The following is a 13,418-nucleotide window of genomic DNA, read 5'->3' on the forward strand; positions in this document are numbered from 1 at the left end:
TGGGGATAGTATACAGCATCCCCCTAATTAATAGTTGGTTCAAATCGATATAATTCTTTTAAATATAGGTTAACACTATATTTCTCAATGAATAAAACAACTTAACATGGTAAAATAATAGTTGGATGGGAGTCCAATATATTATTAAAATTAAGATGGTTCAAGTCGAAGGAAGGCACCTTAGGGTGTCTTTTCTTTATGAAAAATATCTAACTATCAACCTTTTCTTTATGACTTCTAACATCAACAAAGGGTGATACAAACTATTACATATGTTTGTACCACCCTTTATTGATGCGTTTAGACTTCACAGTTGTTGAAGTTTTAGACTTCTCCCTTAGTGTACCCATATTATTAGAACATCCTGTAATCTGTAGACAAAATGTAGCTAATAAAAACAATATTAATAATTTCTTCAATAAATCCTCCTACATGCATAAAACACCATATGTTACAAAACAAACATAACATCAACTCTTTATAAAAACAATATAATCCTCGGTCCTTAAGCTATCTCTTAACATAGGAGTACCGCCACAAATCCATTTTTAAAATATCCCCTACTTAAGGAATTTGTAAGTATCAAGTAAGAAAAACGAGAGCTTTGCTTCGTATAATCAAAATATAAAGTGAAGGAAGAAAGATTATTTCTGGGATTAATATGCATGTGACAAGAGAAGAAAGCTACGTTTTTTTAGAATAATAATATGAGTATGTCCAAGTTTTGGAGATTGCTTGCAAATATTTTGAAGTTTTCGCACCAGAATTCTAATTACCATACCTGTTTTTTACCATCACATATTGGAGGTTAAAACATGAATAAAAAAAAGAAAATACAAAGATCAATACTTACCTTTCCCCTACTCTTTTCTTTAGGCGTTTCATCTTTCCCGCTTACCACAACTATTCACGCAGATACACACGAGGAACAATCTGCTGAAAAGAAACTAGTCTCTTTAACGGAGCTTACATCATTATTTTTTGAATATCTCCAGCAAGGTAAATATGCAGAGGCACTACAGTTGACGTCTACTGCTTTTCAATCCAAGTTTACAGCAACCACATTACAAAACTGGTGGACACAAAGTGGCTGGAGCGGGATAAAAAGCATGGGAACCCCTGTGATAAAAGAACGAAACTTGGTCCATCAGACGGTAGAAATTCCAGCAGCTACCGAAGGAACTACCATACCACTACTCCTTAAATTCACACCTGGCGGGAAAGTAGATGAAATTGGAGAAAGGCCACCCGAGGAATCTTTTACCATCCCCCATCCTAGCTATGATCAACCTAACTCCTATCAAGAACGTGAAATCGTCATTGGAAATTCTACCTATCCGTTACCAGCGACATTAACAGTTCCGAAACATAAGCGTGGTGAAAAGCTGCCCGTAGTTGTTCTTGTTCATGGTGCTGGCATCCATGATCGCGATAGCACATATATGGGAACAAAAATCTTACGAGACATTGCGGTGGGCCTTTCATCCAACGGAATTGCAGTGTTGCGCTATGAAAAACGCACCTTAGAACATGCATTAAAGATGAGTGCAGAACCCATTACGTTAGACCGTGATACTACAGATGATGCCATATATGCAGCAAAATCAGCAGCGCAGCAGGAAGGCATTGATCCAAATAATATTTTCATTCTTGGACATAGCCTAGGAGCTGGCACAATGCCGCGTATACTGAGCAAAGCGCCTTCCTCACTTGTCCGAGGAAGTATCTTACTCGCACCACCTGCACGCCCTTTGACTGAAATTGCCATTGATCAGTATGAATACCTGGGGGCGTCAAAGGAAGAAATCGATGAACTAAAAAGACAAGCTGCTTTTATTCAGGATCCTGCTTTCAATCCTGACCATCCTCCAGCTGGCTACAATTTGGGGTCACCTCATTTTATGTATGATGTTTCTAGGTGGCGTCCAGTTGAAGAGGCAAAATCACGAAAAGAGCCTTTACTCATTCTGCAAGGAGCACGCGATTATCAAGTAACAGTAAAAAACGAATATACAAAATGGCAGAAAGGATTTTCAAACCGCGGGAATGTGCAGTTCAAAAAATATCCGAAATTGAATCATTTCTTCACGGAGGGTGACGGGGAATTAAGTCTTCCTAGTGAATACGAAATCCCTGCTAACGTTCCCGAATACGTCATCCAGGACATTATTACATGGGTTAACGAGACAAAAAAATAAGAAAACATCAAAAGCCTTCATGCAATCATCATTGCGTGAAGGCTTTTTGAAACTAGTGATTCAGACATATCTATTATAATTATATTTTTCTACGCACTAAATAAAAAGCTAAGGACCCCATCATAACAGGTGCTACGAAATAAAAGAAATGTAAAAAAGAAAAAGTAAAAAGAAAAAGAAATGGTATAAGTGTATAGATAACTGCTAGTCCTATAAATAAAGGAATTCCAAATTGAAACTCTCTACATCGTTTAATTTTCCTATATAAGACTTCCCCAATTAGACAAGCTATAAGAGCTGGTATACTACCATAAGTGACGATAGTTTTTATGAATCCCTGTAAAACGTCCGGGTGAATAAAGCTAGGATTAAAAATATATGAAATTAAGAACCATCCAAAAATAAAAGCAAATAGACTTGCAGCATAACTAACTACAAATTTTATTAAAGTAAGCAACGTAATCATCCCCATAATTTCCCAATATTATCTTCATTGTATCATTATATAAGATAGATAAACTGTGAAATAAATGGAGCATACATGTGAGTTTGACATAACGTCCTATTATTGGAATTGAAATGTGCTTACTTACACATCCAAACTGTTGATGATAGCTAATATTTGATGATCTGTCCATTTGCCATTAATCCTTATATTTTCTTTCGCTATACCTTCTTTTTTAAACCCCACTTTTTCTAATACACGAATAGATGCAATATTATCAAGCATCGCTCCTGCTTCAATTCTATGTAGCTTTAATTCCCTAAAAGCAAAATCTACAACAAGTTGAAGGGCCTCTGTTGTATAGCCCTTTGCATTATGCTCCTTATCTAAAGTAAATCCCGTATAACAGCTTTGGAGGTCTCCCCTAACAATTTGAGTTAATGAAATGTCTCCAATCAGTTTATCATTTTCTCTTAAAAAGATTCCAAAAGGGTATACTTGCCCTTCAGCTGTCTTTTTTAGAGCTTGTTCAAGACGTATTTTTTGATGTTCTTCTGTATAAAAAACTTCTGGGAGCAACGGGCAAACTCGTTGAAAAAATTCGCGATTTCTAATATGTAAGTTAGCTAACTCGTTAGCATCATCAGTTTTATAAAGCCGGATATAAATGTGCTTCCCTACTAGTCTCATAACATCCCTCCAACATTTTTATATGTCTAATGAGGAAAAAATATACCGTATACTATATACAGTTGGATAATATCAGGAAGCATTTTGCACGAAAGAAAAGACACTCTATATGAGTGTCTTTTCCAATAGTTTTTAGCAGAAGCAAGAAGCTCCAACGATGATTAATAAAATGAATAACACGACTAATAAAGCAAAGCCTCCCGAGAAGCCACAACCGCCACAACTACCACCATAACCCATAATAGTTCCTCCTTTAGATAAGAGGGGAAAACTAAGGTTCACTCATGTATTTTAATGGATTCGTTTCATCTTATGTTTTTCCGCATTGATTGAGCAGGTCCTTTCGAAAACTATTCACATATTAACTATATTTTTAAAAATGAATAATTTAACTATAACAATAAATAGATTAATTAATATAATGTATTAATTCTAAAAGAAGGGAGGAATAGCCATGCAAGTAGTTTGTTTTAAAATAGTGAGTGGTCAGTATTTCTTGTTTGTAGAAGGTATTCAAATTCCTGTACCAATTCCAGCAGTTGCTGCAGCTTTATTAATTGGTTTAGGAGTAATTCCACTTTGTTCTTAATGTAAGGAATTCGGATCATCCCTATCTTTCCATTAGAAAAGCCTCAAGTATATGAATACTTGAGGCTTTCTTTATATTAAAGAAAAAACACCTTACAAGGCTTGAAGATCTCCTGATTTAACTAATGCAGCCGTTACATCATCACCGAAAGTATTGAGACAGAATACTTTCTCGTCTACCGTATCCATTACTGTAGCTTCACCTGTCTTGCCACCTTGAAGTTTAATAAAATAGTTATGTTCTTCTAAAATTTTACTAAAATCTCTATTTGCCCATCTTTCAGTAATTGCTAATAGCTCTTCTTTGTTCTTGAAATTGTTTCCGTTTAGAATATTTCTTACTTTCTCTGCATTCTTTTTGGACATAGGGGTTGCTCCCTTTCCTTCACACGCTTTTACTTTTTGATGAGTCATGCTATGCATAGCTGAAATAACTTCTTCTTCAGTAGAAGTTACTGTAATGTGAAGTTGTGCATTGGAACCTTTCACTTCTGCTTCATTCGATAGTATGTCTTCTTTATTAACCTCTGCAAAAACATGGTCCTCACTCTTAAGCGGGACTTCAGCAAACTGTAACATTCCATAAGTCATACCAGTTGCAAGTACTACTCCCCCTATAATAGATGCTAGCCAATACGTTAGCTTTTTGTCCATCTTCATTTCCCCTGTCTTCGTTTAAATATCTTAACTAAAGAGTACCATATTTAATTCCTTTTTATTGAAGTGTCTCTAATTTCTACTATCTAAAAATATTCTCATCGTCTAATGTAATACGATATAATCATTTTATAATACAAAAAAAACATATTCTCATTCCCTATTTTTTTGGAGGTGATTGTCTTGAATAAAAACATCAATCTACTTCTTCAAATAATAATTGGAATTATAATCATGATTGCACCTATTCTCATAACAGGATCTATATACGATGTCACTAAATCATTTGGTGAACTATTAGTGGCAGAACTTATTATAAGAACACTTTCTCTCATTATTGGACTTTTAGTTATTAGCACAGCTTTGCATCGTTATTCTCAATAATTATTCACGTTCAAAAAATACAATATTTTACATACCAATTCTTATGTATGAAGACACCCAAAACAAGTGTTACGAAAAAAATATAAAAAAGACATCTTTTCTAGGGAAAGATGTCTTTTTTATATAAACCTTAATGTTCGTTCTGTAAAACCCTCGCTGCCTTTACTCCTTCTTTCTCTTCTTTTAAGAATAACGATACGATAAATGCAACAATAATAAAGATTAACCCAAGTGCAAATGCACCTTGGAACCCTGAAGTTAAACCGTTTAACTTCTCTACTGGATCCAGTGGATTTGCGGAGCTCTCCATATAGCTAGTTGTTCCTGAAGACATTTTCGAAATAAAGATAGCTGTACCAATTGCACCAGCTACTTGTTGCAACGTACTAAATAGTGCTGTTCCATGCGGATATAAATCTGGTGTTAATTGATTTAAACCGTATGTTTGTGCTGTCATGACAAACATGAGTCCAACCATTAATACGCTATGCATGACAATAATTTGTAACATTGATGTATCAGGAGTAATGCCTTTAAATAAGAACATTGCAATTCCTACTAAGACAATGCCGGGAACGATAATAACTTTCGGACTAAATTTATCAAATAGTTTACCTGCGATTGGCCCCATTATGGCGCTAATAACACTTCCCGGAAGCATGATAATTCCTGATTTAAAAGCTGTAACGAGTAAAACTGTTTGCAGGAACATCGGTAATAAAGTCATCGTTGAAAATAACGACATCATCACAATGACAATTAATCCAACTGATAATGTAAACATCGGAACTTTAAATGTTCGTAATTCTAAAATTGGATTCTCAATTTTCAATTGTCGAACGGCAAAAATACATAATGAGATAAGCCCAACAATTAAAGTGCCATATACTTTTGCATCGGACCATCCTAAATCACCCGATGCACTAAAGCTATACACAAGCCCGCCAAATCCTAATGTCGATAAAAGGATAGATGGGTAATCTACTTTTGGCCTTTTTAACTCTGAAACATTTTGAATGTACTTCATCCCAATCATAATAGAAATGATCACGATAGGAATAACAATATAGAATAACCAGCGCCAATTTAATGAATCCACAATTACTCCAGATAATGTAGGGCCAATTGCCGGAGCTGCCATCATCACGAGTGCGATTAATCCCATTGTCGCACCACGTTTTTCAGGTGGACAAATGATTAAAATCGTATTCATTAATAACGGTGTAATTAACCCCGTCGCTACAGCTTGGACGATACGGCCAATTAATAAAACGGAAAATGTCGGTGCGAATCCCGCAATTAATGTACCGACTAAAAACGTTACCATAGCGATCAAAAACATTTGTCTCGTTGTGAGCCATTGCTGAAGTAATGCTGTAATTGGAACTAAAACCCCAACTACTAACATGTATGCTGTAGAAAGCCATTGAATCGTTGAAGCCGTTACGTCAAATTCTTTCATTAATACCGTTAACGCATTTCCAAGTAATGTTTCATTTAATAATGCAACCATTGCACCTAAAAGTAATGCAATTAAAATGGGGGTATGTTTCAAATTAGAAGTATCAACTTTGCCACTTGTAGGGCTCTTAGTTGTCATATTCATTTACAGATTCTCCTCCTGTTTCTTACTTAAAAAACTTTAAATATACCTAAACACATGTAATATAATATACATATGTAGATTAAAAAGGGAGAATCAATTTTCAACCACTGTATATTTAATCTACAAAAAAGGAGAATTGTAGATGAATGATAATGAAAAACAACTTGATTTACGTATTAGACGTACACATAAATTACTGTGGGATTCCTTATTTGAATTAATGACGCAATCAAAACAGAAATATAGTACGATCACGATTAACCAAATATGTGACCGTGCAATGGTACACCGAACAACCTTTTATAAACACTTTGAAGATAAAGATGCTTTATTAACATTTGGATTTAAACGATACGGCAAGATGATTGCTGAAATACCGGTTTCAGATCGATTAAGTAAACCATTTCAAGTAATGGAACAATTCCTACATCATGAAGAACTCGGTAAAATATTAGAAACGCAAATGTCTGATGAACAATTTATTACCCGTACACATTATTTAAGTCACGAAACGAGAAAAGAAGAAATAGAAGCATTAAATCAACTTTGCAAAAACCATACGATACCAAATGATTTAATCATTGAATTTTATTCAGGGGCAATCACCTCATTAAGCACATGGTGGTTTAAAAATAAAAAAAGCGTTTCTGCTGCTGAAATGGATAGGTACCTCCACCAACTCATTAATCGGGATATTTTTCAGTTTGAAAAGGAATAAGACTACACCTTTTCAATCATTCAATCAAATTGACCACAAAATAGGAATATGATATATTTTCCGTAGAATACTATATAAGTATGACATCAAATAAAATGGCATATAATAAAAAGAAGAGATGCGCTAACATCTCTTCCCTAACTGCTACCGCTTAGGGTGGTGGTTATTATAAGCTATTTCTTTTTGCGGAACCCACCCTTTTGCTTGTGACGGCGCGGAGTGGGTTTTTTGTTGTCCTTATCCAGAAGTTGATTCCGCAAAAAATACGCTGAAACTTCGCGCACAGTCGCTTTGACAAACTCTTTTACAAGGTCAAACAAAAACTCCATATTATCACCTCCTTTCCTTCCGAATAGAAAGAAGGGATAACCCTCCACCCTCACAATATGCAGTTGACTTTATTTTATCAAATGATTGTAAAGATATTATGTAAACAAAACAAATGAAATTTTACATAGAAAAAAAGCCCCTCCAAACTGGGCTTTTTTTTATACATACTATTACTTCCCAATGGTTCTGAAAAAACCGTCGATAAATTTAAGTTACAAATATTCAGAATTGATATTAAAATTAAAAATGGGGATAGGGGTATGGGCTTATAAAATTTATACATAACGAGGGAATAGAAATGAAACTACAATTAAAAGCGGATTTAATGTTACTACTAGTTACATTTTTTTGGGGTGCATCCATCCTACTTACAAAACTTGGACTTGATGGCATAGAAGAATATAATTTAATCGCATTACGATTTATTATCGCGTTTCTTTTATCAGGTTTAATATTTTACAAACATTTATTCAAAGTTGATTTTAAAACTGTAAAATATGCATTTATACTTGCTTCTGTCTTATTTATCGTTTATATTTTCGCGACTTTCGGTACAAAGTATACGAGTGTTTCTAATGCTGGTTTCTTACTATGTCTCACAGTCATTTTCATTCCAATATTATCAGCTATATTTTTAAAACACATTCCGGAAAAGAAAGTTATAGTAGGAATCATTTTAACGATAATAGGAATCGGCTTATTAACATTAACGAGCGAATTCAAAATCGGTAACGGCGATATATTTTGCATACTGTCAGCCCTATTTTATGCGATCCACGTCATCATTACTGGAAGCGTAACGAAACATGTGAATTCCATTGCACTTGGAGTAGTGCAACTCGGTTTCGTCGGCCTATTTAGTCTTATTTTTTCATTCATTATAGAAACGCCAAAGCTTCCTAGCACGATCAACTCATGGCTCATCATATTAACTTTAAGCATATTTTGCACCGCAGTCGCATTCATCGTGCAAGTAATTGCCCAGCAATACACTACACCTACCCATACAGGTCTTATTTTTTCATTAGAACCTGTCTTTTCCGCAGGCTTTGCTTTCGTCTTCACAGGTGAAACGCTAACAGGAAAAGGATACTTAGGGGCTACGCTTATATTGCTGAGTGTGCTAATTGCTGAGGTGGATTTTAAGAGTTTGTTGAGGCCTAATTATAAGAAGAATATAGAATAAACATTTCACTATGATCAATAAACATACCCCAGAAAAATATGAGTTTATATTATTTTCATTCTCTTCACTTAGATTTTCTTTTTAGATGCTATCTTCAAAACAAGGTAGCATCTAAAAAATGTTAAAAGGAATTTTCTCCTGGTATCTTCTTATATTCTATGTAGGCATCTTTGACCTTTTCTACGTTCTTTAATTACTTACTGAATATAGTCATACAGATTTTTCGCTAACAATAAACAAGTTACTGTAATGAAAAGAGCACGAACATACCCACTGCCTTTTTTTATAGCGAATTTGGAGCCAACAATCCCTCCAGCAATTTGAGCAATCCCCATTATAAAACCATATGCATAGTTTACTTGCCCTACATACATAAACATCAACAATGCACCAACATTACTTCCTAAATTAAGAAGCTTCGCATTACCTGCTGCTTTTAAAAAATCATACCCAATAAATAAAAGAGAAAACATTAAAAATGAACCTGTTCCAGGACCTAGAAATCCATCATAAAAACCAATAGCAAAAACAAAGAAAGTAAAAATAATGACGTGTCGACCAGACAATTTCTTATGAGTGGAAATACTACCCCAATCCTTTTTGAATATCGTATAAATAGCGACCGCACCAAGCATAATCAACATCAATGGCTTCAGTACTTCTGGATTCATTAAATGAACGGTCCATGCCCCTATTATGGAACCTATGAAAGTGAGCGGAACTAATTTAAACGCCGATTTCAAATCAAGATTACCAGAACGATAAAACACAATATTACTAGTTGCACTTCCCATTGTCGATGCTAGTTTATTCGTAGCTACTGCACTTGCTGGATTCAGTCCTGTAAATAATAAAGCTGGTAAAGCAATGAGTCCACCACCACCTACAACTGAATCAATAAATGCAGCTAAAAATCCAAAAGCGATCAAAATCATTAATACAGATGGGTCTAAATAAAAATCCATACTATTAACCTCCCCTTTAGTCACTATTCGAATAGTAACTAATAATTTGCTAAATGTAAATAGTTATTGTAACGTTGAAATATAAAGTGAAACTTTAATCAGTGGGGGGGTTGTTCACCCCCACTGATTATTAGCCTTCACCAATCGGGCTTTTACGGGCAGCCCGACCCCACCTAACTTCTTTGCTTCCGCTGAATTTTGAGGTGGGGGTCTTACTGCCCGTTAAAGCGGGATAAAAGCAAACATCGGAGGACGAAAAAAGTGGACTACATAGTGCAACAGCTTAAAAAAATTGGTTTCAATGAATATGAAGCTAAATCTTATGTATCTCTTGTTAAACAGGGGCCTGTCACAGCCTATCAAGTGAGTAAGGATTCGGGTGTCCCAAGAGCGCGAATTTATGAGATTTTAGGTAACCTTGTAGAAAAAGGAATTGTCATGAAGGAAGAAATAAATGACACCACTCGCTATTCACCTCTACCTGTTGAAATCTTTTTACAAAAGGCGCAATCAGAATGGCAGTCTACTTACGAAGGAATAAGTGATTCATTAAAAAAACTAGAAACTTCCGAGGAAAAAACGGATAATCGAGTCATTACTTTAAAAGACAATCAAACAATCATTAGCTACTGTCAGACATTAATAAAAAAAGCAGAACGACGTATTGTCATTTCAATGTGGGATGAGATGTATGAAGCATTAAAAGAAGATCTATCTGAAGTAGCTGATAAAGTTACAATACAAGGTATTACCCTACATGTTGAAAATCCCATTAAAAATCTAGAAGCCCATCGCATAACACCTTATACAGAAACCTTGTCTACAGAACATTGGTTTATTGTATCGATAGATTCTAAAGAAATGATTTATGGACCATCACTTGAAGAGCGTAATATTGCTTTTTATACAGATGACCCCGTCCATATATACTTATTAGAGGATTATGTATGGCATGATGTGTTAGTAAATCGACTTGTCCGACGTAACCAAGATGATTTGCAGCAGTGGATTACTGCAGAGAGAAAGTCTTTCTTTATGGGGAAATAAGAAACATATTCAAGAGCAAACCAAAAAATTTTGCGTATTAAACCTAACAACTTCTCCGTACAAAAATAGCCGACTATTATATAGTAAATATTCGGCTATTTTTGTGTAAATTTTTATACAGACGCTGCCATTACCCCGGCGATTAATGAGATAAACGCTTCTCCCACTCTTTCACCTTTTCAATTGTTACATCTAATTTTTTAGCTATTTCTTCTACACTCATTCCTTTAAAGAGCATTCCAGCTGCCGAAAGTGCTTTATCAATTTCTTCTTGCTTCTCTTGTTCATATAAACGACCTACTTTTGTCATCCGTAACCACTCCTTTACCTTTTTATATGCCTTCTTCTATTTTATCATCCAATCTCCACAAACCGCCCAAACTCCTTCAAAAACCTCAACTTAAAACTCCCCACAGGCCCATTCCGATGCTTCGCCACATGAATCTCCGTCATCTCTTTCTGCTTCGTTTCCTTATCGTAATAATCTTCGCGATACATAAGCATAATGACATCCGCATCTTGCTCAATTTGCCCCGTCTCTCTTAAATCAGATAAAAGCGGACGCTTATCTTGCCGCGACTCTACAGAACGAGATAACTGTGATAACGCTACTATACAAACATTTAATTCACGCGCTAATAACTTAAGCTTACGCGAAATTTCACTAATCTCCTGAAATCGATTGCCCTTATACTTCGGATCGCCCGTAATAAGCTGCAAGTAATCCACAATAACTAAAACCTTCTTATCACCGTGCTTCCTCTTTAACTTACGAGTTTGCATCCAAATATCTTGTACCGTAACGCCTGCATTGTCGTAAATCTCAAATGGCAACTCACCAATCTCCGCAAACGCCTTACTTACCTTCTCCCAATCTTCCATCGCAAAACGATGCTTCGGATTTTTCAGCCTACCGCCTGACACTTCGCCTACGCAAGACGCCACCCTTTTCAATAATTGCTTACTACTCATCTCTAACGAAAACAATCCAACCGCCGCTCCAGACTTCGCCGCATGCAGTCCAACATTAAGCGCAAACGCAGTCTTCCCCATAGAAGGACGCGCACCAAGAACGACAAAATCTCCTTCCTGAAGTCCACACGTCATCTTATTTAACGATGTATAACCAGTCTCAATACCGGTAATCTCTTTCACATCTTGATGAAGCTCCTCATACAAATCAACTAACGCATCCTTCAAATCAAACTCACATACAGAGTCTTTTTCCTCTAACTCACAAAGTGCCGTAATCGTCTCACCGATAACTTTCTCACTCTTCTCCGCAATAAGACGCTCTCCCATCTTGTGCCCGAGGACACCAGCCTGATACATTTTCCAGGCACCTCGAACAAGCCCCTCATAATAAGAGAAGTTGCTAGTAGTAGGCACACCATCCATTAACCCTATAAAATACTCCATTCCCCCGATCCCCTCTAAAAACTTCGGATCTACCCGAGAAATGAACGTCACAAGATCAATCGGTTGCCCCTCTCCTTCCATCTTTCGCATTAACTGAAATATAGACTTATGTACTGGCATAGAAAAATACTGCTCCGTCAAACGGCACTCCTTAATAAGCTCTCCATCAATTAATAGAGAACCTAACACCGTCTTCTCCGCCTCTACATTTTGAATACTCATGGCCGCCACCCGCGCTCCGCTAAAAAGCGCTGCAACTCTTCCTCAGGTGGCGCATTCTTCTCCCACTCCTCACACCTCGCCAAAAACTCCTCCGTCTCCCCCGTACTAACAGACAACTCCTTCTTCCGAAACTTAGCCGTATCCGCCTCAACCTCACACACTTTCGTAAACCCTTTTCCGTGCCATCCTCTCAAAATCCCCTTCACATAAGCAATCGTCCGCTTATTATTCTCAAACGCAATTTGAAGCGCCTTCAGCACAAGATCCTCAGACAAATCATCCATCCACGCACTCAGTTCCTCTACAGTATGAGGGGACAAACTACCGAAATGTTGCTCATAAAAAGAAAACACGCCACTTCCCGTTTCTTCCTCTATAACCTCTTCTCCATCTTCTGTCTCCTCGCAAACTGGATCAACATCATCCACAGCCAATTCACCAGGCATACCAAAATGTGCTAAAAGTATCGGAACACTCAGCTCCTCCTCAGCGCACTTCTGAAGAAACATATGTACAAACTCCTTATTCTTCACACCCTTAAGCTCACGTAGCACACACTTCTCCACATTCGTATTCGTCACAGGATTATAACGAAGCCAATTCAAAACGAATAACTCCCGAGTATCCGCATCATAAAGAATCTTCCCATAATCAATGAAGCGCTGCACAAGCTTATCAACAGTCTCCCTGTTATAACCCGTCTCCATCTCAGCTAACCGCTTCGGAAAAGGAAAAATCCCGCACTGCGTCGTCTTCGAACAAGTTAACAAATACACATAAAAATACCGCTCCTCCGGCGTCAAATCCAAAACAAAATCATCCTGCCAAAAATTCACCTGCACATTACGATACACCGCCATCCTAATTCCTCCCGTCTCCGTTCAAAATTAAAAGCCCCTTCATAATATATATGGGAGGATGGCCGGGTTTTTGGCGTGTTATTTCAAATTTTTTTCGACTCCT

General features: G+C 36.6%; 16 protein-coding genes. 6 read left to right on the top strand and 10 right to left on the bottom strand.

Annotation, left to right across the window (positions count from 1 at the left end; translation table 11 throughout):
- Positions 1 to 815 precede the first annotated feature (815 nt).
- Positions 816 to 2,198, top strand: coding sequence for an alpha/beta hydrolase (locus HMAS_RS19320; protein ID WP_116344961.1), 1,383 nt, complete (start codon positions 816 to 818; stop codon positions 2,196 to 2,198).
- Between the two features lie 79 nt (positions 2,199 to 2,277).
- Here the strand turns inward: HMAS_RS19320 and HMAS_RS19325 are convergent, their stop codons facing one another.
- The 3 genes from HMAS_RS19325 to HMAS_RS19335 all read right to left on the bottom strand — a co-directional run bounded on the left by HMAS_RS19325 (position 2,278) and on the right by HMAS_RS19335 (position 3,573).
- The gene (locus tag HMAS_RS19325) at positions 2,278 to 2,664 is read right to left on the bottom strand and encodes a hypothetical protein (protein WP_033686567.1); all 387 of its coding nucleotides are present in this window, start codon (positions 2,662 to 2,664) and stop codon (positions 2,278 to 2,280) included.
- Positions 2,665 to 2,787: 123 nt separating this feature from the next.
- On the bottom strand, positions 2,788 to 3,333 hold the full coding sequence (locus tag HMAS_RS19330) for a GNAT family N-acetyltransferase (RefSeq protein ID WP_001241521.1): 546 nt from the start codon (positions 3,331 to 3,333) through the stop codon (positions 2,788 to 2,790).
- Positions 3,334 to 3,465: 132 nt separating this feature from the next.
- On the bottom strand, positions 3,466 to 3,573 hold the full coding sequence (locus tag HMAS_RS19335; protein ID WP_000540375.1) for a YjcZ family sporulation protein: 108 nt from the start codon (positions 3,571 to 3,573) through the stop codon (positions 3,466 to 3,468).
- A gap of 214 nt (positions 3,574 to 3,787) precedes the next feature.
- Between HMAS_RS19335 and HMAS_RS28270 the strand changes: the two genes are divergently transcribed.
- Positions 3,788 to 3,922: a hypothetical protein gene (locus tag HMAS_RS28270; protein WP_001198456.1), complete on the top strand. Its 135-nt coding sequence runs from the start codon at positions 3,788 to 3,790 to the stop codon at positions 3,920 to 3,922.
- A gap of 92 nt (positions 3,923 to 4,014) precedes the next feature.
- Here the strand turns inward: HMAS_RS28270 and HMAS_RS19340 are convergent, their stop codons facing one another.
- Positions 4,015 to 4,575 (bottom strand): PRK06770 family protein, encoded by a 561-nt coding sequence (locus HMAS_RS19340; RefSeq protein WP_000358710.1) that lies wholly within the window; start codon positions 4,573 to 4,575, stop codon positions 4,015 to 4,017.
- 186 nt (positions 4,576 to 4,761) lie between these two features.
- On the opposite strand from HMAS_RS19340, the gene HMAS_RS19345 reads away from it, so the two are divergent.
- On the top strand, positions 4,762 to 4,962 hold the full coding sequence (locus tag HMAS_RS19345; protein WP_001038824.1) for a hypothetical protein: 201 nt from the start codon (positions 4,762 to 4,764) through the stop codon (positions 4,960 to 4,962).
- A 130-nt stretch (positions 4,963 to 5,092) separates the two neighbouring features.
- On the opposite strand, the gene HMAS_RS19350 is transcribed toward HMAS_RS19345, so the two are convergent.
- Positions 5,093 to 6,568, bottom strand: a complete 1,476-nt coding sequence (locus HMAS_RS19350; RefSeq protein ID WP_098955345.1) for an MDR family MFS transporter — start codon at positions 6,566 to 6,568, stop codon at positions 5,093 to 5,095.
- Positions 6,569 to 6,710: 142 nt separating this feature from the next.
- Here HMAS_RS19350 and HMAS_RS19355 point away from each other — a divergent pair, with 142 nt between their 5' ends.
- Positions 6,711 to 7,286, top strand: coding sequence for a TetR/AcrR family transcriptional regulator (locus tag HMAS_RS19355; protein WP_116344962.1), 576 nt, complete (start codon positions 6,711 to 6,713; stop codon positions 7,284 to 7,286).
- 173 nt (positions 7,287 to 7,459) lie between these two features.
- Here HMAS_RS19355 and HMAS_RS27800 read toward each other — a convergent pair whose 3' ends face one another.
- Positions 7,460 to 7,615 (bottom strand): hypothetical protein, encoded by a 156-nt coding sequence (locus HMAS_RS27800; protein ID WP_033695255.1) that lies wholly within the window; start codon positions 7,613 to 7,615, stop codon positions 7,460 to 7,462.
- A gap of 299 nt (positions 7,616 to 7,914) precedes the next feature.
- On the opposite strand from HMAS_RS27800, the gene HMAS_RS19360 reads away from it, so the two are divergent.
- Positions 7,915 to 8,802: a DMT family transporter gene (locus tag HMAS_RS19360; RefSeq protein ID WP_116344963.1), complete on the top strand. Its 888-nt coding sequence runs from the start codon at positions 7,915 to 7,917 to the stop codon at positions 8,800 to 8,802.
- Positions 8,803 to 8,999: 197 nt separating this feature from the next.
- Here the strand turns inward: HMAS_RS19360 and HMAS_RS19365 are convergent, their stop codons facing one another.
- A complete protein-coding gene (locus tag HMAS_RS19365; protein WP_000348425.1) occupies positions 9,000 to 9,767 on the bottom strand; it encodes a TSUP family transporter in 768 nt (255 codons plus the stop codon).
- A gap of 261 nt (positions 9,768 to 10,028) precedes the next feature.
- Here HMAS_RS19365 and HMAS_RS19370 point away from each other — a divergent pair, with 261 nt between their 5' ends.
- Entirely contained in the window at positions 10,029 to 10,814 is a 786-nt protein-coding gene (locus HMAS_RS19370) for a TrmB family transcriptional regulator (RefSeq protein WP_098272335.1), read from the top strand.
- Between the two features lie 142 nt (positions 10,815 to 10,956).
- Here HMAS_RS19370 and HMAS_RS27805 read toward each other — a convergent pair whose 3' ends face one another.
- From HMAS_RS27805 to HMAS_RS19380, 3 genes are read right to left on the bottom strand one after another with little or no spacing between them, the layout of a single operon-like run.
- Entirely contained in the window at positions 10,957 to 11,124 is a 168-nt protein-coding gene (locus HMAS_RS27805; protein WP_000169783.1) for a hypothetical protein, read from the bottom strand.
- A 44-nt stretch (positions 11,125 to 11,168) separates the two neighbouring features.
- A complete protein-coding gene (gene dnaB / locus HMAS_RS19375) occupies positions 11,169 to 12,455 on the bottom strand; it encodes a replicative DNA helicase (protein WP_069604426.1) in 1,287 nt (428 codons plus the stop codon).
- Positions 12,452 to 13,315 (bottom strand): DnaD domain-containing protein, encoded by an 864-nt coding sequence (locus tag HMAS_RS19380; RefSeq protein WP_116344964.1) that lies wholly within the window; start codon positions 13,313 to 13,315, stop codon positions 12,452 to 12,454. The genes dnaB and HMAS_RS19380 overlap by 4 nt, the downstream gene beginning before the upstream one ends.
- Between the last annotated feature and the right edge of the window lie 103 nt (positions 13,316 to 13,418).

It is taken from the genome of Bacillus sp. HMA207 (assembly GCF_003402455.1).
Lineage (GTDB): Bacteria > Bacillota > Bacilli > Bacillales > Bacillaceae_G > Bacillus_A > Bacillus_A cereus.

Excerpts from the sequence above, each read along its gene's own strand:
- dnaB (WP_069604426.1), bottom strand. The coding sequence starts at position 12,455 with ATGAGTATTCAAAATGTAGAGGCGGAGAAGACGGTGTTAGGTTCTCTA.
- HMAS_RS19360 (WP_116344963.1), top strand. The coding sequence starts at position 7,915 with ATGAAACTACAATTAAAAGCGGATTTAATGTTACTACTAGTTACATTT.
- HMAS_RS19320 (WP_116344961.1), top strand. The coding sequence starts at position 816 with ATGAATAAAAAAAAGAAAATACAAAGATCAATACTTACCTTTCCCCTA.
- HMAS_RS19355 (WP_116344962.1), top strand. The coding sequence starts at position 6,711 with ATGAATGATAATGAAAAACAACTTGATTTACGTATTAGACGTACACAT.
- HMAS_RS19380 (WP_116344964.1), bottom strand. The coding sequence starts at position 13,315 with ATGGCGGTGTATCGTAATGTGCAGGTGAATTTTTGGCAGGATGATTTT.
- HMAS_RS28270 (WP_001198456.1), top strand. The coding sequence starts at position 3,788 with ATGCAAGTAGTTTGTTTTAAAATAGTGAGTGGTCAGTATTTCTTGTTT.
- HMAS_RS19325 (WP_033686567.1), bottom strand. The coding sequence starts at position 2,664 with ATGATTACGTTGCTTACTTTAATAAAATTTGTAGTTAGTTATGCTGCA.
- HMAS_RS19365 (WP_000348425.1), bottom strand. The coding sequence starts at position 9,767 with ATGGATTTTTATTTAGACCCATCTGTATTAATGATTTTGATCGCTTTT.
- HMAS_RS19330 (WP_001241521.1), bottom strand. The coding sequence starts at position 3,333 with ATGAGACTAGTAGGGAAGCACATTTATATCCGGCTTTATAAAACTGAT.
- HMAS_RS19340 (WP_000358710.1), bottom strand. The coding sequence starts at position 4,575 with ATGGACAAAAAGCTAACGTATTGGCTAGCATCTATTATAGGGGGAGTA.
- HMAS_RS19350 (WP_098955345.1), bottom strand. The coding sequence starts at position 6,568 with ATGAATATGACAACTAAGAGCCCTACAAGTGGCAAAGTTGATACTTCT.
- HMAS_RS19335 (WP_000540375.1), bottom strand. The coding sequence starts at position 3,573 with ATGGGTTATGGTGGTAGTTGTGGCGGTTGTGGCTTCTCGGGAGGCTTT.
- HMAS_RS27805 (WP_000169783.1), bottom strand. The coding sequence starts at position 11,124 with ATGACAAAAGTAGGTCGTTTATATGAACAAGAGAAGCAAGAAGAAATT.
- HMAS_RS27800 (WP_033695255.1), bottom strand. The coding sequence starts at position 7,615 with ATGGAGTTTTTGTTTGACCTTGTAAAAGAGTTTGTCAAAGCGACTGTG.